This is a genomic window from uncultured Granulicatella sp. (assembly GCF_963515095.1).
Taxonomy (GTDB): domain Bacteria; phylum Bacillota; class Bacilli; order Lactobacillales; family Aerococcaceae; genus Granulicatella.
This window is the reverse complement of sequence record NZ_CAUPXD010000027.1, coordinates 1-24,622: the sequence shown is the minus strand read 5'-3', so window position 1 is coordinate 24,622 and position 24,622 is coordinate 1. Positions and strand designations below refer to the sequence as shown.

Genomic DNA, 24,622 nt, shown 5'->3' with positions numbered 1-24,622 from the left:
GAAGTAACCTACGGAGACGGAAGCAAAGATGTAGTAGAAGTACCAGTAGAAGGAACAGATGCTGCAAAAGCAACTCCAAAAGTGAAAGAAGAAATCACATCAGGAGAAGTGCCAGTAAGCGTAGATCCAGCAACAGATAAAAAAGTAGCGGAAACAGACAAAAAAGCAATTACAGAAGCTGTAGTAGTACCAGAAGGACAACCACAACCGACAGACAAACAAGTTAAAAATGACGGAGCAATCGTGGATGGAACAGGAGCGAATACAGGTAAGAAAGTAGTTGTAGTAGAAGTTACGTATCCAGATGGATCAAAAGACGAAATCGAAGTACCTGTAAGAAAAGCAACTGATAAGGACAAAGCAAAAGCTGATCTAACAAAAGCTGCAGATGCTGAAAAAGCTGAAATTGATGAAGACAATGCATTATCTAAAAAAGAAAAAGCAGCATTGAAGAAACAAGTTGATGAACTTAAAGCAAAACACGAAGAAAACATCAACAAAGCAACTTCGCCAGAAGATATAGCATCGGCAACAGAAAAAGGTAGACAAGAAATTGCTGCTGTTCATACTCCACAAGATATTACAGAAACAGCTAAGAGAAGACTAAATCCTCCAAAAGAAAAAGTTAAAGTAACAGATATCAATCATTTAACAGATGAAGAAAAAGATGCTGTTAAAAAAGCGATTGTGGCGACTAACCCTTCATTAGAAGAATCTGAAGTCCTTGTTGATGATAAAGGGAATGTAAGTTCTCCTAAAGGAATTTTGGAAGCAGAAAAAGTTGTTACTCAAGCATTAAATAAACCAGCGACACCAGTCGTAGTAGCTGATCCAAATCAGTTAACAAATGATGAAAAGGAAAAAGTCAAAGAAGCTGTAGCTAACGCAAATCCAGGTCTAAACAAAGATGATATTACAGTTGATGACAAAGGTAATGTAACAACTAAGAATGGGGATAAATTACTTGCAAAAGATGTAGTAACTCCAGCCTTGAAGAAACCAACAACACCAGTTGTAGTTGGAAATCCAGCTTCATTAACAGACAAAGAAAAAGAAAATATCCAAAATGCTGTTGCTGAAGCGAATAAAGATTCAAACTTAAAACCAGGTGATGTAACAGTAAATCCTGATGGCAGTGTAACAACTCCAAAAGGAAATCTACCAAAAGAAGATGTTGTAACAACAGTCTTAAATAAACCAAATAAACTAGTTGAAGTACAAAATCCAAATAGTTTAACAGTTAAAGAAAAAGAATTGGTTAAGAAAGCTGTTGCAGAGGCAAATCCAGGATTAACTGAAGACAAAATTAAAGTAGATGATCAAGGAAATGTGACAACACCAAAAGGTAATTTACCAGCAAAAGATGTAGTAACTTCTACCTTGAAGAAACCAACAACACCAGTTGAAGTAAAAGACCCTAATAACTTAACAGAAAAAGAAAAAGAAGATGTTAAGAAAGCTGTTATTGAAGCAAATCCAGGATTGGATAAAAAAGATATCAAAGTAGATGACCAAGGAAATGTTGAAACACCAAAAGGTAATTTACCATCAGAAGATGTAGTAGCACCATCCTTGAAGAAACCAACAACGAAAGTTATTGTCAAAGATCCTAATAATTTAACGGATGGAGAAAAAGAAGCTATAAAGGATGCTGTTGTAGCTGTAAATCCAGATTTAGCGGATAAAAAAGATAAAATTAAAGTTGACAATCAAGGAAATGTTGAAACACCAAATGGAAATCTACCAAAAGAAGATGTTGTAACAATAGTCTTAAATAAACCAGCAGCTCCAGTTGTAGTAAGCAATCCAAACTCTTTAACGAAAGAGGAAAAAGATAAAGTTAAAGATGCTGTTGCAAAAGCAAATCCAGGATTAGACAAAAAAGATATTGAAGTAGACAATCAAGGGAATGTTAAAACACCAAATGGTGGCTTGCCAGCAAAAGATGTTATAACGTCTAACTTGAAGAAACCAACAACACCTGTAGAGGTAAAAGATCCTAACAAGTTATCAGACGAAGAAAAAGAAGCAGTTAAGAAAGTTGTTGTTGAAGCAAATCCAGGATTAGATAAAAAAGATATCAAAGTAGATAACCAAGGAAATGTTGAAACACCAAAAGGTAACTTACCAGCAGGAGATGTAGTAACACCAGTATTAAATGTTCCTACTAAACCAATTGTGGTTGGAAATCCTGAAAGTCTAACAGAAAAAGAAAAAGAAGCAGTTAAGGATGCTGTTGCTGAGGCAAATCCAGGATTAGATAAAAAAGATATCACAGTAGATAATCAAGGAAATGTTGAAACACCAAAAGGTAACTTGCCTACAGAATATATTGTGAAAGCTTCTAAAGGTGCATCAGTTACACGTCCAGCGTTACCAGAATTATCAATTCAAGATGCTCTAGTAGCAGGTGAGGTAGCAGTTGAAAAAGGTAAAGCTTTAACTGATGAAGATATCTTAAAACAATTAACACTAGTTGAAGGTGTTACTGCCAAAGTTGTTTCTATACCAACTACAACTGAAACAGGAACTAAAGAAGCTCTAGTTGAAATAACTTTAGCGAATGGAAACAAAGTAACGGTTAAAGTTCCAGTAGTAGTTTATGAAGGTGAACGTCCAGAAGTAAACGACCTTGCTAAAGCGAAAGAAGACGCTAAAAAACAAGTAGAAGATGCTGCGAATAAGAAGATTGCTGAAATTAAAGCGAGTGATTTATCAGATCCTGAAAAGGCAGCAGCAATCGAAAAAGTGAATAAAGCAAAAGAAGATGCTAAATCACAAATCGAAAATGCTACAAGTGCTGGAACAGCTAAAGCAATTGGAGAAGCTGCTGCTAAGAATATTACAGATTTCGATCCAAAAGCTAATTCTGCTGAAGGTGTTAAACCAGTTGATCCTTCTAAGTTAGACGAAGAAAAAGCGAAAGCAATTGCTGAAATCGAACAAGCTGCGAAAGATCAAACAGATGCAATTAAGAATAATGCAGGCTTAACACAAGAACAAAAAGATAAAGCAATTAAGGAAATCGAAGACTTAAAAGCAAAAGCTATCGAAAATGTTCGTAAAGCAACTACAAAAGAAGAGGTAGCAAACGTTGTTAAGGAAGTGGAAACAGCTATTAAAAACGTTGACCCACAACCAATTCCAACACCACAACCACAGCCACAACCAGGAAATAATGGTGGAAATGGTTCAAATCAAAATGCGCAAGCAAATTCTGATGCAGTAGAGTATGCGAAACAAGCGGCTAAGAATATTCTTGAAGAAGCTGCAAGAGCTAAGAAAGCTCAATTAGAAGAAGCGGGATTATCAGATGCAGAAAAAGAAGAATTATTTGCTAAAGTTGATGCTGAAAAACAAGCAGCATTAGATGAAATCGCAAAAGCAAAAGATGTCGATACAGTGAAACAACTTGTAACGAAAGCTGTTGCGAAGATTAAAGCAATTCAACCAGCAAGAAATGCTCAAGATAATCAAGATTCTCAAGATGCACAAAATGCTCAGAATGCACAAGACGCTCAAAATTATTCAAATTCAAATCCAACATCATTAGATGCTGCTAATGTAAGAGGACAAGAATTACCAGCTACAGGAACAGGAAGTGAGTTCGTTGTATTTAATGCAGCAGCAATCTCAATTCTAACAGGATTAGGATTAGCAATTCCTAGCAAGAAAAAAGAAACAGAAGAAAAATAATCAATCTGTTTTCAAATTTCAAAAGTAGTTCGTAATAGAATAGAAAAGAGTATCCAAATAAGCTCTCCGCAGAAAGTGGAGAGCTTATTTGTTGATATTGCTTACGAAAGTTTACAAGACTATTAATTTCATTAGAAAATAGGAAGAATTATTGAAAGCGTAAACATTTAGCTGTATAATTATTGTGACAAAAAACACGAGGAGGAAGTGACTAGAAGAGTGTGTGAAGTTTGAATGAATAATATAAATAAATAGGCTTACAAAAGGAGAGATAGGGATGGATAAAAGAATAACAAAACTATTATTGTCAAGCGTCATTATTGGTACTGTATTATCATTACAATCTGTAGAGGCATGTTCAGGATTTATTATCGGAAAAGGATTAACGAAAGACGGTTCCACTTTATATGGACGTACAGAAGATTATCCATATAAACACGGAGACGGAACAGTTGCTAAACAACATACACATAACAAAAACTTTATTGTAAATCCTGCAAAAGATTATGAAGAAGGCGCTATGTTTGAAGATATATCTACTGGACTTACGTATCCTCATTTACGTCATGAATTCAAATATACATCTGTATCAGATGATTCGAGAGATACAGACGAAGGTATCTTTGATGAACATGGTTTCAATGAATATGGTGTATCTTTAACAGCGACATTAACAGCGACACCTAGAAAAGATGTCCTTGAAGTAGATCCACTTGTTAAAAATGGACTTGCAGAAGCAGGGATGACAACATTGATTTTACCACGTGTTAAAACTGCACGTGAAGGGGTAGAACTTTTAGCAAAAGTTATTGATGAAAAAGGATCCGCTGAAGGAAATAATATTATGATTGCGGATAAAAATGAGTTATGGTATATGGAAATTTATTCTGGACACCAATATGTAGCGTATAAATATCCAGATGATAAGTTCTCAATTATGCCAAATACTTATTTCCTTGGTGCATTGAATTTATCAGATACAAATAATGTCATTGCTTCTAAAGGAATTATCGAAACAGCTAAAAAAGCAGGGTCTTATAAAGAAGTGAATGGAAAATTCCATTTAGCAGCAAGTTATGCGCCTAAATTAGATGAACGTAATCGTTCAAGACAATATGCCGGCATTAAATTATTAAATCCTCAATCATCTGTAACTTATCAAGATGAGTATTATGAATTTTTACAAGATACTCCACGTAGAGATTATACAGTAGCAGATGCAATTAAGATTCAAAGAAATCGTTTTGAAACATTATCTGAAGGATTTATTCCAGATGATGAAGTTCCAGGATATGATTTTTATAATGATAATACTCCAAAGGATAATGTGGCTGCATTACCTGAAGCTGAACGTGCAAAATATAAATATGCACCAGGGAATGAAAATGTAGTAGATCCACATATTTATCAAATTCGCAATGATTTACCAAGTGAACTAGGGGGTACAATGTGGTTAGGATTAAGCCGTTCACGAAATACTCCATATGTACCATATTTTGGACATATTAAAGATACATTTAAAGCTTATCAAGTAAGAGGTGGAGACTACAATCCAGATTCATGGTATTGGGTTGCAGACCATATTGATAAGATGGTAACAGAACATAAAGATTTATTTGGTAAAACGATTAAATCAAATTGGGAAGAATTAGAACAAATTTTATTTGCTTATCAAGACAAATTAATCAATGAATATCGTGGTAAATCAAATGATTATGTTCGTGCAAATGCGGATAGTTATACAAAACAATCCATGAAAATAGCAGAAACTGTCTTTAAGATTATGAAAGAAACAGAAGCTAAAATGGAAAAAGCAATTGAAGCAAAAACTCCATTAAAAGGAAATTTTGTAGATATTTCTAGTATTAAAGATGTAACACTTTATAGAACTAATAAAGATAATACTTCTAATGGAGAAACAAATCATACAGAATCTTCTTCTCAAGGAAATCAGTACTCAAATTCTTATACGTATACAAATACTTATACAAATTCAAGTGCTAATGTAGAAGAGAAGAAGAATGATAAAGTTGATACTCCTAAGAAGAGTGGTTGGGCTCTAGAAAACAATCATTGGGTGATGTATAGAGGCGACGAAAAAGTAACCGGATGGTTTAATCAAGATGGAACTTGGTACTACTTAGATCAAAATGGTTCTATGCAAAAATGGTGGATTAAAGATAAAGGTCAATGGTACTTCTTAAATGGTTCAGGAGCTATGGAAACTGGTTGGTTACTAGATCAAGGTAAATGGTACTATTTAGAATCATCAGGAGCAATGAAAGCTTCTCAGTGGTTTGAAGTTGATGGTAAATGGTATTATGTCAACGACTCAGGTGAATTATTAGTCAATACGACAACACCAGATGGTTATACAGTTAATGAAAATGGAGAATGGGTATAACCGTATTGAAGTAAGATTTTGATTGGAAAGAAATTGGGCGTTTATTCGTTCAATTTCTTTTCTTTTTCAGACCGTACTAGTTGACGTGAAAACGATATTTTATTACTATCAAGTTATTGCAAACTAACAAGAGAGAAATGAGGTTTTTCATGAAAAAATTAGTATCTTTATTTTTATCTATTTTGGTCGTTGTACTTTTACTATTAGGAGTAAAAAAATATATTCAATCGCAAGAAATTTCTGCAGATGAATCTGCTTCTAGTGAAAAACAGCAGCTCTATTTATTTAACTGGGGAAATTATATCGATCCAGATTTGATTAAAGAATTTGAAGCAGAAACAAATATTCAAGTGGTCTATGAAACTTTCGATTCAAATGATGCAATGGAAGCAAAATTAAAACAAGGTGGTACTCGTTATGATATCGTATTTCCGAGTGAATCGAGTATTACGAAATTAGTAAATCAAAACTTATTACAGCCATTGGATCATTCAAAAATTCAAGGTTTAGAAAATATTTCGCCATTTTTATTAAATAGTCCAGTGGATCCTGGTAATCAATTTACAGTTCCTTATTTCTGGGGGACTGTTGGGATTATGGTGAATACAAAATATATTGATCCAGAAAGTATTACAACTTGGAATGATTTATGGAAGAGTGAATTCCAAAATAAAATTTTATTACTAGATGGAAATCGTGAAACAATGGGATTAGCATTGCAGTCATTAGGTTACTCACTTAATTCAAAAGATGCAGCGCAATTAAAAGAAGCGGAATTAAAAATTAAAGCATTAAATCCAAATGTACGTGCTGTATTAAATGAAGAAATTAAAACAATGATGAAATTAGAAGAAGCACCAATTGGAATTGGTTATTCAGGAGACGCAGCTGCTGTAGCAGAAGCGAATCCAGCGGTTCAATATATTTTACCGCAAGATGGAAGTGCTGTTTGGACGGATAACTTTGCATTATCGTACAATGCGGAAAATATTGAAGGAGCGTATGCGTTTATTAACTTTATGCTTCGTCCTGAAAATGCGGCTAGAAATGCAGCCTTTGTAGGATATGCTACACCAAATGAAGCTGCAAAAGAGTTGTTAGATGAAGAAGTGGTTTCAGATGAAACTTTTTATCCATCACAAGAAGTCATTGAAAGTTTAGAGCATTATGAATATCTTGGAACAGAATGGATTTCTAACTACAATGATGCCTTTTTAAATTTTAAAATGGAGTTATAATATGCATTATTTTGTTAAAAGTAAACATCTCTTTATTGGAGATTCAAAAGAAATGATTGAAGGAATATTAGAAATAAAAGATGGGAAGATTGCAGCTATTCTTCCTTATCATGAAGAAGTAGACGGAGAAATTATTGATACAGGGGATCAAATGGTTACTCCTGGATTTATTGATGCGCATGTGCATTTATATTTATCCAGTTTAATTCATTTAGGAAAGATGAAAGCAGTCGGAGCGACTTCGATTGAAGAAGTTGTTGCTCAAGCAAAAGAAATTCCTGTTTATAATGGCTGGAAAATTGGAATTGGTTGGTATGCGAGTGATTTTGGGCAACAAGTTTTACCAACAAAAGAAGATTTAGATAAAGCTTCCAGTGAAGTTCCAATTTGCTTGATTGCTGGAGATGCACACACGATTTGGCTGAATACAAAAGCATTAGAAGAATTAGGATTAACGAGTGAAAACATTCCTTCTGAAATTGGTGGAGAAGCTGTTAAAAAAGATGGCGAACTAACAGGAGTATTTTTAGAAGCGATTGCGATTTACTATTTATCTAAAGTACTATCAATTTATGAAGCTGAGTCTAAAGTAGCATTATTAGACTATATGAAACATTTGAATGCGATGGGAATCACAGCTGTTGGCGATGTTGCGTTAACAGGAGAAAGCCCTGATGATATTGTTTATCCAAAATTGTATTCTAGTGTAGAAGATGATGCAACAGTTCGAGTAAGCTTTTTCCCAGCGATGCGAGAAGAAGTTGAAGAAAACCGTCGTTGCTATCAAACTTACCAATCTCCAATGTTGCAAATGGGTGGCGTGAAACAGTTTTATGACGGTGTGACAAGTTCGCATACCGCTTATTTAAAAGAACCCTACCCAATGCCATTTTTTGAAGGAGATGTGGGAGGACCACTTTTAACGGAAGAAAAAATGGAACGATTGACGTTATTAGCCAATCAAGAGGGTTGGCCAATGCGTATTCATACGGTTGGAGATAGAGCAGTTGAATTAACATTATTGAATTTCAAACAAGCGCAAGAAAAATATCCTTTTGATGCACCTTATAAATTCAATACGATTGAGCATTTAGAAGTAATGGACCCAAAGGACTTACCGCTGACAGCTCAAAAATCTCTCATTGTTTCGGTTCAACCAAGCCACTTATTAGTGGGATATGAAACATTAGATGAAGAAGTTGGAGAAATTCGTGCAAAACAAATGTTTCCATTTCAATCCTTTATTACTCAAGGAGCGATTCTAGCATTTGGAACAGATACTCCGGTAGTACTAAATGTAACTCCATTTGAAACGATGTACTTTGCTGTGGCTCGTCAAACAGTAGAAGGACTTCCAGAACCAGCATTGATGCCTGAGCAAAGAATTAGTGCCCAAGAAGCTCTGATGGCTCATACAAATGGAGCAGCAAAATCACTTAGTCGATTAGATATTGGAACATTAGAAGTAGGAAATTTTGCAGACTTTATTATTTTATCGAAAAATTTCTTAGACGAAAGTCCAGAAGAAATCTTGAAAACGCAGGTCGTAGCGACTTATATTAACGGGAAAAAAGTTTATGAAGCTTAAGTTAGAGTGAAAGTGAAGTAGAGATTCTACTTCATTTTTTACTATTATCATATTAAATTCATGTATTTGTGTAGGGGATTCTATGTTTTCTTTGAACACAAATGATTATAATGAATTCAAACATTAAAGAAGAAGGTGTATAAATGGATATTTTATTATGGGGAAGCATTTTTGCTGCGGGATTATTATCATTTTTCTCTCCGTGTGTATTACCACTGTTTCCGGTTTATTTTGGAGTATTAATGAGTGAAAGAGGAACTCGCAGTATTAAAATTGGAAAATTTGAAGTTGCGGTGTTACCAGTCGTTCGAACGTTTTTATTTGTAGCAGGTATTTCAACGATTTTCTTTGTATTAGGATTTGCTGCTAGTTTGTTAGGACAATTATTGTATAATCCTTATTTTCATTTAGTTTTAGGAACTATTATTGTTTTACTAGGATTGCATCAAATGGAAGTATTTCAATTAACGTCTTTACAAAAACAAAAAACAGTACAATTTGAAACAAAAAATGAGAAGTCATTATGGAGTAGTTATTTATTAGGTTTGAGTTTCAGTTTTGGATGGACACCATGTGTAGGTCCTGTTTTAAGTTCCGTTTTAACGTTAGTAGCGACTCAGCAAGCGAGTGTTTTGTATGGAATGTTTTTATTAGGAATTTATATTTTAGGTCTATCAATTCCATTTTTAGTATTATCGATTGCTTCGACCGCTGCTATGAAAGCCTTCAATCTTGCGAAGAAGCAATTATTCTTATTAAAGAAAGTTGGTGGGATTGTTATTATTGCAATGGGTGTTTGGATTATTATCCAACAATTACAAGTATTATTTTTATAAGGATAGGAGAATGAAAAATGAAATGGAAATATGTATTCATTGGAATTAGTTTATTATTAGGAGCGTGTCAACCAATGGGGAATCAACAAACAAATGCAACGAAACCTTCTACTGAAGTAGCTTCGAAAGATAAAAAAGAAAATAGTAGTTCTAAAAAAGTAGTGGAAGCTTCGTTCAAAACTTTTGATGGAAAAACGGTGAATTTATCAGATTATAAAGGGAAAAAAGTATATATCAAAGTTTGGGCATCTTGGTGTCCAACTTGTTTAGCAGGATTGCCAGAAGTGGATTCTTTAGCAGCTAATCATTCTGATGATACGGTTGTTTTAAGTGTAGTAGCGCCTGGTGTAAATCGTGAGAAAAAAGCTGAAGATTTCAAAGAATGGTTTTCAGGATTAGAGTATAAAAATTTACCTGTATTAATGGCAGAAAAACCTGATTTCTTTAAACAAGTGGGAATCATTGGATATCCAACATCTGTTTTCATCAATGCAAATGGAGAACTAGTACAAGCTCATCCAGGGCATCTATCAAATGAGGATATTCAGAAACAACTTGATAAGATGTAAATATTTTTTATGAATAAGACTTTAGCTGTTGTAGTAGGAGGACGCAAGCAGCCAGCAAAAGCTGTCTCATTGCTAAAATTTGAGCCTAAGGTCTCAAATTTTCCTGTCCAATAAGCCATATTAGCTTATTGAACTAATACTACAACGGCAAGTCTTTTCGGGTTGTGGATCATATGTATATGAGGAGACGTATGAATAAGACTTTAGCTATAGTAGCAGAGGACGGCAGCAGCCTTGCCTTGCAAGTCTCATGTTAATGCTACAATGGTAAGTCTTTTCGGGTAGAGGAACATATAGATAAGAGGATGTGAGCTCTCATGTTGGTAGATTTATTCTGGTTTAATTAGAATCGTTCAAGTGAATAAAGAGATTCAAAAATATCTCGTTAAAATGTAAGGAGTGGGTATAATGGATAAAAAAATATTGATTGGAGTTGTAACGTTAATTATATTGCTGATTGTTTCTTATTATTTCATTCATCCTTCAATATCAATAGCTCAGTCGAATGGAAATCCGATTGAGAAAAAAGTTAGTTCACTAATTAATCAACAAAAGGTTAACAAATCAGAAAATAAGGGGGAGAAAGACATGAAAGAAATTTATTTAGCAGGTGGCTGTTTCTGGGGATTAGAAGAATATTTTTCAAGAATTAATGGGGTAGAAGATGCAGTTAGTGGGTATGCAAATGGAAAAGTAGAAACAACAAACTACCAATTAATTCATGATACAGACCATGCAGAAACAGTAAAAATTACTTATGATGCAAAAGTTGTATCCCTTCGAGAAATATTATTATATTACTTTAGAGTGATTGATCCACTATCAGTCAATAAACAAGGAAATGATGTAGGTCGTCAATATCGTACAGGTATTTATTATCAAAATGATGAAGATAAAGAAATTGTTGAACAAGTAGTAGCAGAAAAAGAAGAACAATTAGGGAAGAAAGTTGCAATTGAAAGAGAAAATCTTAGAAACTTTGTTATAGCAGAAGATTACCATCAAGATTATTTAAAGAAACATCCAAATGGGTACTGCCATATTGATGTAACTAAAGCAAATGATCCTGTTATTGATCCAAGTTTATTCCCATTACCAGATGATGAAACATTAAAAGCTACATTAACGAAGGAGCAATATGCAGTTACTAGAGAAAATCGTACAGAAATGGCTTTTTCTAATGAGTATTGGGACAATCATGAAGCAGGTATTTATGTGGATGTTGCAACTGGTGAACCACTTTTCTCTTCAAAAGATAAGTTTGATTCTGGTTGTGGTTGGCCTAGTTTTACAAAGCCTATTTCTTCAGAAGTCGTGACTTACAAGGAAGATACAAGTTTTAATATGAAACGAATTGAAGTTCGCAGTCGTATTGCGGATTCTCATTTAGGACATGTATTTGATGATGGCCCTCAAGACAAAGGTGGATTACGTTTCTGTATTAATAGTGCATCCATTCGTTTTATTCCTCTAGCAGATATGGAAGAAAAAGGCTATGGATTTTTAATGGATTTTGTAAAATAAGACTTTAGCTGTTGTAGCAGGGGACGGCAGCAAACAGCTTTGCTGTTTCATTGCTACAACGGCAAGTCTTTTTTGGTTAGGAGTATATATATGAGAGGGCGTAGTGAATAAAGCGAAGTATTTTCTCTTTACGCATACTTTCGGTTAATTTTTTGAAAAAGGCGGAGTATAATGGAAATAGGAGGGATGAGAATGTATTCATTGTTAATTGTCGAAGATGAATCTCTTGTTAGAAGAGGACTAACTTCATTGATTGATTATAAACAATTGGGAATTTCAGATGTACAAGAAGCTGAAAATGGCAAACAAGCTTGGGAAATGATTCAACAACAACAACCCGACATCTTACTAACAGATATCAATATGCCACAAATGGACGGTATTACATTAGCTCAACAAGTTAAATTACACTATCCACATACACATATCGTATTTCTAACAGGATATGATTACGTTGATTACCTATTATCTGCCTTAAAACTAGGAGCAGATGATTATTTACTAAAACCTATTTCGAAAAAAGAAATCGAAGCTTTTTTTGTCACAGTCGTTGGTAAATTAGAAAAAGAACGAAAAGAAAATCAAATTCACCAAGTAGATATCGTTTCAGAAGAAACAGAAATTGAAAAAATCATTCATAGTCAATTAGATAATCCTGACCTGTCTCTTGTAAAAGTTGCAGAACAATTAGGCTTTACTCCTAATTATGTTAGTGTCTTAATTAAGAAAAAACTAGGAATGACATTTCAAGATTATGTTATTACTCAACGAATGAATAAAGCGAAAGTGTTATTATTATCCACTTCCATGAAAATATATGAAGTAGCTTTGGCAGTAGGGATGGAAGATGTGAATTATTTTTCAGTTCGATTTAAGCAAATTGTTGGAGTAACACCCAAACAATTTCAAAAAGGAGTAGAATCATGAAGAAAAATTCCTTGTTTATAAAATTAACTACCTATTTATTAGGAATGCTATTTTTGATTTTGATTCTTGTTGGAAGTGTCTTTTATTGGAAAAGTAGTGAATTATTTAAAGAGAATATATCCGGGCAAACGACTGCTAGAATTGATACAAGTGCTCGATATATTGAACAGTATGTCTCTCAATTAAAATATACAGTTAACGCCATTGCTAATGAGGCAGAAGTTGTTCAATTTGCTCAAGAACAAGAAAATAATTCGCAAATAAGTATTCGAAACTGGTTAGATTCCTTTATGAAAAGCAATGAACACTTTGTTTCGATGACGATTGTGACAAAAGATGGAAGAATCATTTCAAGTGATCAAAATCTTCAATCTGCCAATTCGAATGAATTAATGATGCAAGAATGGTATCAACAAGCAATTGACTTATCTCACAACCCAGTATTATTACCAAGTCGCTTGCAAAATGAAAAATATGTGTTATCTATTAGTCAAGAAATTTTATCAAAAACAAAGGAAAGTTTAGGAGTCGTTCGATTTGATATTGATTCTCACGCTCTTGAAAATTATATTAAGGAACTTTCTCTTGGAAATGATGGATATGCGTTTGTGATTAATACAGAGGGGAAAATCGTTTATCATCCTGATAACGAAGTCTTTCAATCTGTCGATAAGCAAATGTCTGCAGAAGATATTGCTAAAAGTCCAATGGATTCTATGATAGAGAAAAACTTTTTTGTACACAAAATTTCTATTGATAATTGTAATTGGGTATTAGTAGGAGTTAGTACTTTTTCACAATGGGAACAATTATCGAAGCAATTATTCATGATTGTTTTTAGTATTGCGATTTTAAGTTTTATAGGTTGTTCAATTGGAATGGTTATTGTTTTGAGGCATCATTTATCTCCTATTCACCACTTGGAAGAAACAATGCAGGAAGTTGAAAAAGGGAAAACTGATTTAAGAGCTATTCCCAATGGAGCTAGTGAATTTCAACAATTAGCTCATCATTTTAATCATATGTTAAATCATTTAGAACAGTTAATGATAGAAGCTAGAAAACAAGAACAATTGGCAAGAGTTTATGAATTAAAGGCTTTATCGAGTCAAATTAATCCACATTTTCTTTATAATACATTGGATACAATTATATGGATGGCAGAGTTCCAAGATACAACTCGTGTTGTTTCGATTACAAAAGCACTTGCGACGTATTTTAGATTAGCGTTAAACGGAGGAGAAGATTTAATCACTCTTACAAAAGAAGTGGATCATGTAAGACAATATTTATTTATTCAGCAACAAAGATATGAAGAAAAATTATCTTATGAGATTCAAGTAGATGAAAATATTCCAGAAATTTTGTTACCTAAATTAGTGCTCCAACCATTAGTAGAAAATGCGATTTATCATGGTATTAAGGAAATTAATCGCCCAGGAAGAATACAATTAATAGTTCAGTATCAGTTTCCGTATATTAAAATTACGATTGAAGATAATGGAGTAGGATTAAAGAAACAAGGTACTTCTAATAAAGCTTTAGGAGGAGTTGGAATTCAAAATGTCCGAGAAAGATTAGCATTATATTTTGGAGAAGAGTTTAAAATGGAATTTGATTCAGTAGAAAATTCTTATACAAAAGTATGCCTAACAATTCCTGTTTCTAATTAGTTGAATTATATAGTGAATAAAGAGAAAATACTTTTTTTAGTAACAAGATAGTAAGGAAAATTCGAGACCGAGGCTCGAATTTTAGGTATGAGACTTGCAAAGCAAGGCTGCTACCGTCCTTTGTTACTATAACCAAAAGTATTTTTTCTTTATTCACCTTATAGTTTGACGGTCAAGTATCATTTCCCTTATAGTAAAATTACGAATAAAGATACAAAGGAGAAATTATGAAAGTCATTGTAGTAGGTGGAGGAACAAGCGGACTAATGGCAAGCGTTAGTGCAGCATTAGCAGGCGCAGAAGTAATTCTACTAGATAAAAATCCAAGCTTAGGACGAAAATTACTCTTAACAGGCGGAACTCGTTGCAACGTAACAAATATCCGCTCAAGAGACGAAATCATTAAACACATTCCAGGAAACGGACGCTTCTTACACAGCGCCTTTTCCCAATTCGATAACCAAGACATTATCGAATTTTTCCAAAATCGAGGAGTCAAATTAAAAGAAGAAGACCATGGAAGAATGTTTCCAGTATCCGACTCTGCTAAAACCATTTTGAATACATTTATCGAAGAAATTAAACGATTAGGCATTCAAGTAAGAACAAATGTAAAAGCTAAAGCCATTCGACTAGAACAAGGACAGTTTTCAGCAGTTGAATTAGATAATGGAGAAAGAATCGAAGGGGATGCAGTTATTTTAGCACTTGGTGGAAAATCCTATCCGAAAACAGGCTCAACTGGAGATGGATACGGAATTGCACGAAGTGTAGGACATACCATTACACCATTATTTGCTACAGAAGTTCCTCTAACAAGTAATGAAACTTTCATTAAAGAAGGTGTATTACGAGCTCTTTCTTTAAGAAATGTTGCGTTAAGTGTGTTGAATAAAAAAGGGAAAGCCGTTGTAACGCATCAAATGGATATGATTTTCACGCATTTTGGCATCAGCGGACCGGCAGTATTACGTTGTTCAAGCTTTGTTCATCAAGTACAACAAAAAGACAATATCTCAGAAGTTATGATGTCACTAAATATACAACCTGATTTAACAAAACAGGAGTTAGCAGAAAAATGGCAAGAGTGGAAAGAAAATAGTCCGCAAAAAACAGTGAAAACACCGTTAAAAGAATGGATGCCTGAACGATATGCAGAATTTTTACTCCAACAAATTGGGTTGTCTTCACAAAAAGTGATTGGTAAAATGACTGATCAAGAAGTGCAACAATTATTGAACGCAATTCAAGACTTTAGATTTACAGTGGGTGGAAGTCTTCCTATAGAAAAAGGTTTTGTAACGGGCGGAGGAGTTCAACTAAAAGAAGTAGATCCAAAAACATTAGAATCAAAAATTACTCAAGGAGTGTATTTCTGTGGAGAATTATTAGATATTCATGGATACACTGGAGGCTATAATATTACAGCAGCCTTTGTAACAGGATATGTTGCTGGATTGCATGCAGCACAAGGTTGGTAAAAAATGAAAATAGCATAGTTTCATCATAAAATCTTCATAATTAGAGACTATACTTTAGTCATTCCCAAAGAATAATATTTACCTCCCAAAAGTAAATAAACTCTATCCTTTTTTCTCCGGCAAATTTTGTCGGAGTTTTTTGATTTTTGTAACGAATGAAGCAAACTTATGTTATAATGGCAACGAAACTGTTAAATGAATCGAGGTGGATCTCTTTCAATATGGTAAAATTGGGAGAAAGAATTGTAGAAAAAGGAATTCGGTTGTTACCATTAATGGACTTATCTCAAGTGGATACAAGTCTAGAAAGACCAATTCCAGAAGCAACATCTAAATTAGAAATTATTGTTCATGCAATGGAAATCGGCATGGGAGTTTTAGGACATGTAGATATTTGTATTGAAGGCTATGTATATTCTTATGGAAATTATGATGAGTTAGCTTGTATTTTAAATGGAGCTAGAGGAGAAGGTGTATTATTAAAAGCACCAAGAGAAGATTATTTCAAATTTTGTAAGAGACATTACCAAAAAACGCTATATATTTATAGCTTGGAAGTAACGGATGAACAAATTCAATTAATTAAAAATCGTTTGGAAAAAGTATTAAAGGAATCTTTTACTTGGTCACCACCAGATGATATTTGTTCATTTAATCCTGTGAGTGAAAAGTTAGAAGAAATGTATGCATATTTCATGGTACAATGCATGCCGGTAACTTTTTATAAATTTAGAAAAACGCAATTTAAATTGTATACAATGTGGAGAAATAATTGTTTGTTATTTGTAGATTATTTAGTTTCCGCATTAAAAGTAAGACCTCTTCGTGCAAGAATGACAACATTTCCAAGTTTATATCAAGAACGCTTGGAATCATTAAAAGAAAAACAACATTCAATCGTAACTGATTGTCAGATTTATTAATATTTTGAACAAGCCGTTAATCACTTGATTAACGGCTTGTTCTTTAGTATCAATCAGCGTAATTGCCGCCTTCTACGCCAAAGTATTCTTCTAATGTTAGGTTAGAAGTGTAGATTTTTTCTGCAATATCTCCCACATATCTTAAATGCCATGCTTCTGCTTGATAACCCGTAATGGCTTCTTTTCCTTCTTGGAACCTTACAATAAAGCCATATTCATGAGCGTGGCTATGCAACCATTCAATGGCTTTCTCATCTTGAGGATTTTCTCCTAATAATCCACCAGCCCCGTTTAAAATATCAAAAGCAAGCCCTGTTTGATGTTCGCTATATCCCGGACGAGCAGAGTAAGTGTCAGCCGCTTCTTTTCCATCTTTATTCACGTAGTTTTGATACAGTTTTGTTTGGTACTCATACGAACGAAATCCACTATATTGATTACTAATACTGAACCCTAACTCTTGCATTTTTTTTATTATTTCTCTTACATTTTTACCTGCATTTGGATTTTCTCCTGGATTATAATCAGCAGGAAGTTTGTGTTTTTTGTTAACAACCATTTGAATGCCTAATGATAGATCTGCTTCACCATTACTTTGTTTGGTTGCTACAGAGGTCTGTTCAGCTGTAGCAGTCGTTTGAGTAGTTTCTGTTTTATTTTCTGTTGTTGTAGAGTGACAAGCAGTTAAAAATGCTAGACTTGCTACCATATAAATGAATTTTTTCATGATAATCCCCCTTTATTCATAATATTTATTGTAGCATAGATATTGAAATGAAAAAATGCTGAAATGAAAATCGGGAAAATAAGAATATTTTTACTAGGAACATTAAATAATGTTCATAAATTAACCGTTTTCTAATGGAAAACTACTTGCATTTTATTCTGTTCATGGTATAGTAGCTATTAAAAAAATTACAGATTCTAGGAGGTCTCCATTATGTCCATGTGGGAAACGAAGTTTCAAAAAGAAGGGTATACGTTTGATGATGTACTATTAATTCCAGCGGAAAGTCATGTGCTACCAAATGATGTGGATTTACAAGTACAACTTGCTAAGAATTTAAGTTTAAAAATTCCATTGATGAGTGCTAGTATGGATACTGTTACCGATTCAACAATGGCGATTGCGATTGCGCGACAAGGTGGTTTAGGAGTTATTCATAAAAATATGTCGATTGAAGCACAAGCTGAAGAAGTTCATAAAGTGAAACGTTCTGAAAGTGGCGTTATTTTGAATCCATTTTTCTTAACTCCGAAACATTCTGTACAAGAAGCAGAAGAATTAATGGCAAAATATCGTATTAGTGGTGTACCGATTGTGGAATCATTTGAAAATCAAAAATTAGTCGGTATTTTAACGAATCGTGATTTACGTTTTATTACAGATTATACAATTGAAATTGAAGAAGTGATGACAAAGGAACCATTAATTACAGCACCAGTGGGAACTTCTTTAAAAGAAGCAGAAAGTATTTTACAAAGACATAAGATTGAAAAACTTCCGTTAGTAGATGAAAAAGGAAATTTATCAGGATTAATTACGATTAAAGATATTGAAAAAGTTATCGAATTCCCAAATTCGGCAAAGGATAAACACGGACGATTATTAGTAGCTGCAGCAGTTGGTATTACCTCAGATACTTTTGAACGTGTGAAAGCTTTATTAGAAGCTGGGGTAGATGCGATTGTTATCGATACAGCACATGGACATAGTGCAGGAGTCATCCGTAAAATTAAAGAAATTCGTGAAATATTCCCAGATGCAACGTTAATTGCGGGGAATGTTGCTACAGCTGAAGGTACTCGCGCTTTATTCGAAGTGGGAGTGGATGTTGTAAAAGTAGGGATTGGACCGGGTTCTATTTGTACGACGCGTGTGGTAGCAGGAGTTGGTGTACCGCAAGTAACAGCGATTTATGATGCTGCGACAGTTGCAAGAGAATATGGAAAAGCGATTATTGCCGATGGAGGTATTAAATATTCAGGAGATATTGTTAAAGCAATTGCTGCTGGTGGGCATGTCGTTATGTTAGGTAGTTTATTAGCAGGAACTGATGAATCTCCAGGTGAGTTTGAAATTTATCAAGGACGTCGTTTTAAAACGTATCGTGGAATGGGTAGTTTAGCGGCGATGGAAAATGGTTCGAGTGATCGTTATTTCCAATCTAAAAATGAAGCGAATAAGCGTGTTCCAGAAGGAATTGAAGGTCGTGTAGCATATAAAGGTGCTGCTAGTGATATTATTTATCAGATGATTGGTGGTTTGCGTTCTGGTATGGGTTATGTTGGGGCACATAATTTAGAGGAGCTTCGTGAAAATACGCAATTTATTCGTATGAGTGGTGCTGGCTTGAGAGAGAGTCATCCACATGATGTACAAATTACAAAAGAAGCGCCTAATTATTCCGTCCAGTAAAGGGCATAAATTGGACTTTATCTAGCTGTAGCGAAGGACGGCAGCAGCCCTGCGGTCTCATGCCTAAAACTTGAGCCTAAGGTCTCAAGTTTTCCTGTACTAGAAGCCAATGTGGCTTCTAGTACTAACGCTACAGCGAAAAGTCCATTTATTTGGACGTGTGTTTACGAGGGTGCAGTGAAGAGATAGGGATTTGTCTGTAGTAGTAAAGGACGGCAGCAAATGTTCGGTTTCATACATGTTTGCTACAGCGAAAAGGCTATTTATTTCTTCAATAGTTAAAAAATTATAAATTTTTCAAGCGTTTTAGTTTAGAATTATTCTATTCTGTGATATACTATATTCATAAAGGAGGAATGACAAATGTCAAAAGAAAAAACAAAATTAGTATTAAATCAATTAGTAGCTGACTTAAGTCAACAAGCAGCAATTATTCACCAAGTACACTGGTATATGCGTGGACGTGGATTTTTAACATTACACCCAGCAATGGATAAATTAATGGATGAAATCAACGCTCAATTAGATGAAGTATCAGAACGCTTAATCACTATTGGGGGAGCACCATATTCAACATTACGTGAATTTGCAGATAACACTAAAATTCAAGATATTCCTGCATCTTACGAACGTTCAATTGATGAATGGGTAAGACATTTATTAGTAGGATATGAATACTTAAGAGATTTATACCAAGAAGGTTTAGAAACAGCTGGAGAAGAAGGCGATGATGTATCACAAGATATCTGCATCGGCTTCAAAGGCGATATTGAAAAAACCATTTGGATGCTACGTGCACACTTAAACGAAGCACCTGGAATCTAATCAAGTCAAACAAAAAAGGATGAGTCACTCATCCTTTTTTTGTTTGGGGTACTATTTTAATCTTACATAATTTATTGATCTTCCGCTACCTTCTCGTTTGATTTCTCCTTCCGAAATTAGTTTTCTTAAAGCTAATTCAATAGAACTTACACTAAGTGTTGGGCAAAGTTCACGGATATCTTGTTTTGTAAATCGCCCTAATTTTTGATAAGTTGCTTTTCTAACCATTTCTAATGCAGGAATTTTTTCTTCAACAATTGAAAAACGATCTTCAAATGCTTGGTAAGCTGATAGAATAATTCCTAGTAAGTATTTAATGAAAGCTATATTGTCTTCTTTTTCGTCATGCCAACCTTTTCCAGCAATATTTAAGGAAGTATAATATTCCGATTTATTCTTCGCAATAATAGCTTCAAGAGAAATATACTTTCCAACATAAAATCCACTTCTATATAAAAGTAAGGTTGTTAATAATCGACTCATTCTGCCATTTCCATCATTAAAAGGATGGATACAAAGAAAATCATGAATAAAAATGGGAATGGCAATAAGTGGATCAACTTCCATATTGCCAACAATTACATTATATTCGTCACAAATTTTTTCTAGTGCATTAGGTGTTTCTAAGGGTGATAATGGAGTGAATAAAACTTCAGTGTGTCCATCAGGATAAGTGGCACTAATATAATTTTGAACATTTTTAGTTTGACCTGCCATTGGATTGTTCATATGACTATACAACATTTTGTGCATTTGAAGAATATAGTTTTTTGAAATTGGAATAACATCAAAATTCTCATGAATAATATTTAATACATCTCTATAACCAGCTATTTCTTGTTCATTTCTATTTCGAGGAGTTGTTTTTTCTTCTACTAATTCTCGCAATCTTGTACTAGTTGTAACAATACCTTCAATCTCATTAGAGGCTTCTGTACTTTGGATTTTTGCAATTTCAATTAATCGATTTAGTTCTTCAGGTCTTTGTTTTAAGAATAGTTCTTGCTTGCCTTGATATTTATAAATGGCTGAAACTAATCCTAAGATTTCTGAATCCCAAAGATTGTTTTTGATTTCATTATAATTAAAATTTCTCATGCTTTTCCCCTTAAAGTTAGTTTTATCCCTTAAATTTTAACTGTTTTTAAGGGAAAATTCAAGTTTTAAGGGATAAAACGGTTTAGTCATACAATCATTTGAAAGAAGTTCCCTAAAAGTATAGAATAGTTGAAGAGAAAATGATTTAGAAAAAATAGATACATAATATAAGGAGGATGAGATGAATTCAAAGGCGTTTTATCAACAAATGTTTGCGATTGCGATACCTGTTGCATTGCAAAGTTTACTAACTTCATTTTTGAACACATTAGATACGATGATGATTTCCTCTCTTGGAGATGCGAGCATTGCTGGTGTTGGATTAGCGAATCAAGTATTTTTCTTATTTACATTGATTTGTTTTGGAATTAACACAGGTTCCTCAGTTTTATTCGCTCAATTTTGGGGCGTGAGGGATGTTCCTCAAGTTCGAAAAATTAATCAGGCAAGTTTAATGTTATCTACAGCGATTTCTATTGCATTTATGCTTGTTGCAATGTTATTTCCTTATGGAATTTTAGAATTATTTACCCATGATGCAGCAGTTGTTCAAGCTGGTGGGGACTACTTACGTGTAGCGGCCTTAACCTATGTCATTACTGCATGGAGTTTTTCTTTAGGTAGTGCTTTAAGAAGTACAGGAAATCCAAGGGTTCCATTAATAGCAACGATGAGTAGTTTTGTTGCCAATGCTTTCTTCAATTATATTTTTATTTTTGGGAAATTAGGATTGCCAGCAATGGGAGTTGTCGGAGCTGCATTAGGAACTGTTGTAGCGAGAATGATTGAAATTGGAGTGTTAGTTTTTGTCATCAAACGTTATGAAGGTCCGCTTCAAATTCCGATTCGACATTTGCAAAAAATTCCGAAAGAATTTTGGACGGTCTATTGGAAGACAACTTTACCAGTGATTGTCAATGAAACATTCTGGGCGTTAGGACAAGTATTTTATAATGCAGCTTATGCGATGGTAGGAACGCAAGCGACTGCAGCGGTGCAAATTGCAGTTGCGATTCAAGGTTTAGCCTTTGTTATCGTTCGTGGACTAGGAAGTAGTTGTAGTATTATGCTTGGGCAAAGTATTGGAAAAAATAAAATTGACCGAGCGAAAAAAGATGCTCATCGATTTATTATTTTATCCATTATAACGGGTGTAGCCATTGGAGCTGTTGAAAGTTTAACGCCACAATGGACATTATTATTATTTGGACATATTAGTCCAGAAGTGTATACTCTTGGTCAACAATTATTACAAGTAATGGGAATCATTTTTATTTTAAAAACGATTAATTCCGTTATTGTTGTAGGTGTTTTAAGAGGTGGTGGGGATACTCATTATGGAATGAAATTAGAAATGAGTTGTGTATGGTTAGTCGGCGTACCATTATCTCTTTTAGCAGCAGGAGTGTGGCATTTACCAGTTACTGTAGTTGTTATTTGTGCAGGTATGGAAGAAGTGACAAAAGTAGTCGTTGGACTTTACCGTGTTTATTCTCAAAAATGGATTCATCGTTTAGTTCAAGACTAGTCAAATTCTTTCATTTATGGTAGAATACTTGTCAGACAGTTCGTAACCATCCTGTCTATAAACAAAACTAGGGCTTATTTGAACATGAAATGATCAATCAATTCCTGGAAAACGATGGTGTTTTTCAGGAATTTTTTATGTCTAATAGTCCGGAAAGAAGGAAGAACAATGAGAAAAAACGAAGAAATGGGAGAAATTACACACTTAGGAAGTAAAACAGTTTATCGTGACGATTATGCACCAGAAGTGCTAGAGTCATTCCCAAATAAACATCCGGAAAATGATTATTTTGTAAAATTTAATTGTCCAGAATTTACTTCATTATGTCCAATTACAGGTCAACCTGACTTTGCGACAATTTATATTAGCTATGTTCCAGGAGAACGTATGGTAGAAAGTAAGTCTTTAAAATTATACTTATTTAGCTTTAGAAATCGTGGTGATTTCCATGAAGACTGCATGAATATTATTATGAAAGATTTAGTAAAATTAATGGATCCAAAATATATTGAAGTTTGGGGAAAATTTACACCACGTGGAGGAATCTCTATTGATCCATATTGTAACTATGGAAAACCAGGTACTAAATGGGAACAAGTAGCAGACCACCGTATGATGAATCATGATTTATATCCTGAAAAAGTGGATAACCGTTAAGGAGAATCAGGATGAAATTAGTATTATTAAGTGGTGGAGTCGATAGTTCGACTGCATTAGCACTTGCTTTGAGTCAAGATCCTCAGGTCGAAGCTATTTCATTTTCATATAATCAAAAGCATAAGGAATTGGAATTAGAAGCTGCTAGAAAAATTGCAGCTTATTACAAAGTTCCTCATCAAATTTTAGAGGTTAGTTCTGTATTTTCAGGAAGTAAATCGTCTTTAAATGCTGGAAATGATATCGAAGTAAGTACAGGAGATTATGCAACTCAAACAGAAGCAAATACAGAAGTGGAATTCCGTAATGGAATTTTTATTTCGATTTTAGCAGGAATTGCGATGCAAAAAGGAGCTTCTGAAATTTATTTTGGAGCACACTTGGATGATTCTGGAGTTATTTATCCAGACTGTTCGCCTGAATTTATTGAAGCAATGAATCAGGCTGTTCAATTAGGAAGTGGAGGCAAAGTTCGATTGACAGCTCCATTTGGACAAGTGAAAAAGAAAGATATTGTTGCTAAAGGAGTCGAATTAGGAGTTCCGTATGAATTGACGTATAGTTGTTATAATGGCGTTTATCCTCCATGTGGGAAATGTGGAACTTGTATTGATCGAAATAAAGCCTTTTTAGCAAATGGATTGGAGATTTTATAGTGAATAAAAAACAAATTAGATTATTAACACAAAATACTTTAATAGGTGCATTATATGTTGTTTTAACATTAATTAATCCTATTTCTTACGGGATGTTTCAATTCCGTTTATCAACTTTATTAATGGGTGTTCCATTTTATAAACCACAATTGTCATTAGGGATTTTAATTGGTGTAATGATTAGTAATATTCCAAGTCCTCTTGGACCGATTGATATTTTATCTGGATTTTTAATTCAATCAGTGAGTTTATATATTTTTAATCGTATTTTTAAAAATTCTTATGTGAAGAGTGCTGCTTATGGAATTTGGTGTGGTTTTGTAGTAGCTGCAGCATTGTATTACTCTTTACAAGTACCATTCTGGCCTAGTGTATTTGGCGTAGCAGTGTCGAATATTTTATTTGCCTTCTTAGGTACATTTATTGTTGAAAAATTCTTAAAAGGATTTTTAGATAAAACAGTAGCTGAATAGAAACTGATGAATAGACTTCGAAACGTACTAGTGTTTTGAAGTCTTTTTTACGTATAGGCTAAAAGATGAAAGAAAAATTTTGTGTTAGCGAGGTCGCCAGCAGCCTC

Annotated in this window: 19 protein-coding genes; 17 read left to right on the top strand and 2 right to left on the bottom strand. The window is 33.9% G+C overall.

Annotated features, from left to right (window positions below; genetic code table 11):
* The 11 genes from RWL86_RS06590 to RWL86_RS06540 form a co-directional block, all read left to right on the top strand.
* Positions 1-3,696: DUF1542 domain-containing protein (locus RWL86_RS06590; protein ID WP_314078140.1), on the top strand; the 3,696-nt coding region annotated here is incomplete at its 5' end.
* A 277-nt stretch (positions 3,697-3,973) separates the two neighbouring features.
* Entirely contained in the window at positions 3,974-6,100 is a 2,127-nt protein-coding gene (locus tag RWL86_RS06585; protein ID WP_399534597.1) for a C69 family dipeptidase, read from the top strand.
* Between the two features lie 149 nt (positions 6,101-6,249).
* Complete coding sequence (locus RWL86_RS06580) at positions 6,250-7,338, top strand: spermidine/putrescine ABC transporter substrate-binding protein (protein ID WP_314078138.1); 1,089 nt, start codon at positions 6,250-6,252, stop codon at positions 7,336-7,338.
* Between the two features lies 1 nt (position 7,339).
* On the top strand, positions 7,340-8,926 hold the full coding sequence (locus RWL86_RS06575; RefSeq protein WP_314078135.1) for an amidohydrolase: 1,587 nt from the start codon (positions 7,340-7,342) through the stop codon (positions 8,924-8,926).
* A 143-nt stretch (positions 8,927-9,069) separates the two neighbouring features.
* On the top strand, positions 9,070-9,762 hold the full coding sequence (locus RWL86_RS06570) for a cytochrome c biogenesis protein CcdA (RefSeq protein WP_314078133.1): 693 nt from the start codon (positions 9,070-9,072) through the stop codon (positions 9,760-9,762).
* Positions 9,763-9,779: 17 nt separating this feature from the next.
* Positions 9,780-10,331, top strand: coding sequence for a TlpA disulfide reductase family protein (locus tag RWL86_RS06565; RefSeq protein WP_314078132.1), 552 nt, complete (start codon positions 9,780-9,782; stop codon positions 10,329-10,331).
* A 408-nt stretch (positions 10,332-10,739) separates the two neighbouring features.
* Positions 10,740-11,855 carry a peptide-methionine (R)-S-oxide reductase MsrB gene (gene msrB / locus RWL86_RS06560; RefSeq protein WP_314078131.1) on the top strand — a complete coding sequence of 372 codons (1,116 nt, stop codon included), beginning with the start codon at positions 10,740-10,742 and terminating at the stop codon, positions 11,853-11,855.
* A 192-nt stretch (positions 11,856-12,047) separates the two neighbouring features.
* Positions 12,048-12,782, top strand: a complete 735-nt coding sequence (locus tag RWL86_RS06555; protein ID WP_314078129.1) for a response regulator — start codon at positions 12,048-12,050, stop codon at positions 12,780-12,782.
* Entirely contained in the window at positions 12,779-14,455 is a 1,677-nt protein-coding gene (locus RWL86_RS06550) for a sensor histidine kinase (RefSeq protein ID WP_314078127.1), read from the top strand. The genes RWL86_RS06555 and RWL86_RS06550 overlap by 4 nt, the downstream gene beginning before the upstream one ends.
* A 227-nt stretch (positions 14,456-14,682) precedes the next feature.
* Positions 14,683-15,936 (top strand): NAD(P)/FAD-dependent oxidoreductase, encoded by a 1,254-nt coding sequence (locus RWL86_RS06545; protein WP_314078125.1) that lies wholly within the window; start codon positions 14,683-14,685, stop codon positions 15,934-15,936.
* A gap of 221 nt (positions 15,937-16,157) precedes the next feature.
* On the top strand, positions 16,158-16,859 hold the full coding sequence (locus RWL86_RS06540; protein WP_314078123.1) for a hypothetical protein: 702 nt from the start codon (positions 16,158-16,160) through the stop codon (positions 16,857-16,859).
* 49 nt (positions 16,860-16,908) lie between these two features.
* Here the strand turns inward: RWL86_RS06540 and RWL86_RS06535 are convergent, their stop codons facing one another.
* A complete protein-coding gene (locus tag RWL86_RS06535; RefSeq protein WP_314078143.1) occupies positions 16,909-17,589 on the bottom strand; it encodes a M15 family metallopeptidase in 681 nt (226 codons plus the stop codon).
* Positions 17,590-17,799: 210 nt separating this feature from the next.
* On the opposite strand from RWL86_RS06535, the gene guaB reads away from it, so the two are divergent.
* Together guaB and RWL86_RS06525 are read left to right on the top strand one after the other, a co-directional pair.
* Positions 17,800-19,278 carry an IMP dehydrogenase gene (guaB, locus tag RWL86_RS06530; protein WP_314078120.1) on the top strand — a complete coding sequence of 493 codons (1,479 nt, stop codon included), beginning with the start codon at positions 17,800-17,802 and terminating at the stop codon, positions 19,276-19,278.
* Between the two features lie 363 nt (positions 19,279-19,641).
* Positions 19,642-20,103 carry a Dps family protein gene (locus RWL86_RS06525; protein WP_314078117.1) on the top strand — a complete coding sequence of 154 codons (462 nt, stop codon included), beginning with the start codon at positions 19,642-19,644 and terminating at the stop codon, positions 20,101-20,103.
* A gap of 51 nt (positions 20,104-20,154) precedes the next feature.
* Here the strand turns inward: RWL86_RS06525 and RWL86_RS06520 are convergent, their stop codons facing one another.
* Positions 20,155-21,201, bottom strand: coding sequence for a Fic family protein (locus RWL86_RS06520; protein WP_314078115.1), 1,047 nt, complete (start codon positions 21,199-21,201; stop codon positions 20,155-20,157).
* Positions 21,202-21,382: 181 nt separating this feature from the next.
* On the opposite strand from RWL86_RS06520, the gene RWL86_RS06515 reads away from it, so the two are divergent.
* The 4 genes from RWL86_RS06515 to RWL86_RS06500 all read left to right on the top strand — a co-directional run bounded on the left by RWL86_RS06515 (position 21,383) and on the right by RWL86_RS06500 (position 24,515).
* Positions 21,383-22,729: an MATE family efflux transporter gene (locus RWL86_RS06515; protein WP_314078112.1), complete on the top strand. Its 1,347-nt coding sequence runs from the start codon at positions 21,383-21,385 to the stop codon at positions 22,727-22,729.
* A gap of 168 nt (positions 22,730-22,897) precedes the next feature.
* Positions 22,898-23,386: a preQ(1) synthase gene (gene queF / locus RWL86_RS06510; protein ID WP_006703907.1), complete on the top strand. Its 489-nt coding sequence runs from the start codon at positions 22,898-22,900 to the stop codon at positions 23,384-23,386.
* An 11-nt stretch (positions 23,387-23,397) separates the two neighbouring features.
* Positions 23,398-24,042 carry a 7-cyano-7-deazaguanine synthase QueC gene (queC, locus tag RWL86_RS06505; RefSeq protein WP_314078109.1) on the top strand — a complete coding sequence of 215 codons (645 nt, stop codon included), beginning with the start codon at positions 23,398-23,400 and terminating at the stop codon, positions 24,040-24,042.
* Entirely contained in the window at positions 24,042-24,515 is a 474-nt protein-coding gene (locus RWL86_RS06500) for a QueT transporter family protein (protein ID WP_314078107.1), read from the top strand. Before queC ends, RWL86_RS06500 begins: the two co-directional genes overlap by 1 nt.
* Positions 24,516-24,622 lie beyond the last annotated feature (107 nt).

Coding starts and splice junctions, on each gene's coding strand:
- RWL86_RS06520 (WP_314078115.1), bottom strand. CDS start 21,201: ATGAGAAATTTTAATTATAATGAAATCAAAAACAATCTTTGGGATTCA.
- RWL86_RS06585 (WP_399534597.1), top strand. CDS start 3,974: ATGGATAAAAGAATAACAAAACTATTATTGTCAAGCGTCATTATTGGT.
- RWL86_RS06565 (WP_314078132.1), top strand. CDS start 9,780: ATGAAATGGAAATATGTATTCATTGGAATTAGTTTATTATTAGGAGCG.
- queC (WP_314078109.1), top strand. CDS start 23,398: ATGAAATTAGTATTATTAAGTGGTGGAGTCGATAGTTCGACTGCATTA.
- guaB (WP_314078120.1), top strand. CDS start 17,800: ATGTCCATGTGGGAAACGAAGTTTCAAAAAGAAGGGTATACGTTTGAT.
- RWL86_RS06555 (WP_314078129.1), top strand. CDS start 12,048: ATGTATTCATTGTTAATTGTCGAAGATGAATCTCTTGTTAGAAGAGGA.
- RWL86_RS06575 (WP_314078135.1), top strand. CDS start 7,340: ATGCATTATTTTGTTAAAAGTAAACATCTCTTTATTGGAGATTCAAAA.
- RWL86_RS06545 (WP_314078125.1), top strand. CDS start 14,683: ATGAAAGTCATTGTAGTAGGTGGAGGAACAAGCGGACTAATGGCAAGC.
- RWL86_RS06525 (WP_314078117.1), top strand. CDS start 19,642: ATGTCAAAAGAAAAAACAAAATTAGTATTAAATCAATTAGTAGCTGAC.
- queF (WP_006703907.1), top strand. CDS start 22,898: ATGAGAAAAAACGAAGAAATGGGAGAAATTACACACTTAGGAAGTAAA.
- msrB (WP_314078131.1), top strand. CDS start 10,740: ATGGATAAAAAAATATTGATTGGAGTTGTAACGTTAATTATATTGCTG.
- RWL86_RS06540 (WP_314078123.1), top strand. CDS start 16,158: ATGGTAAAATTGGGAGAAAGAATTGTAGAAAAAGGAATTCGGTTGTTA.
- RWL86_RS06550 (WP_314078127.1), top strand. CDS start 12,779: ATGAAGAAAAATTCCTTGTTTATAAAATTAACTACCTATTTATTAGGA.
- RWL86_RS06515 (WP_314078112.1), top strand. CDS start 21,383: ATGAATTCAAAGGCGTTTTATCAACAAATGTTTGCGATTGCGATACCT.
- RWL86_RS06570 (WP_314078133.1), top strand. CDS start 9,070: ATGGATATTTTATTATGGGGAAGCATTTTTGCTGCGGGATTATTATCA.
- RWL86_RS06580 (WP_314078138.1), top strand. CDS start 6,250: ATGAAAAAATTAGTATCTTTATTTTTATCTATTTTGGTCGTTGTACTT.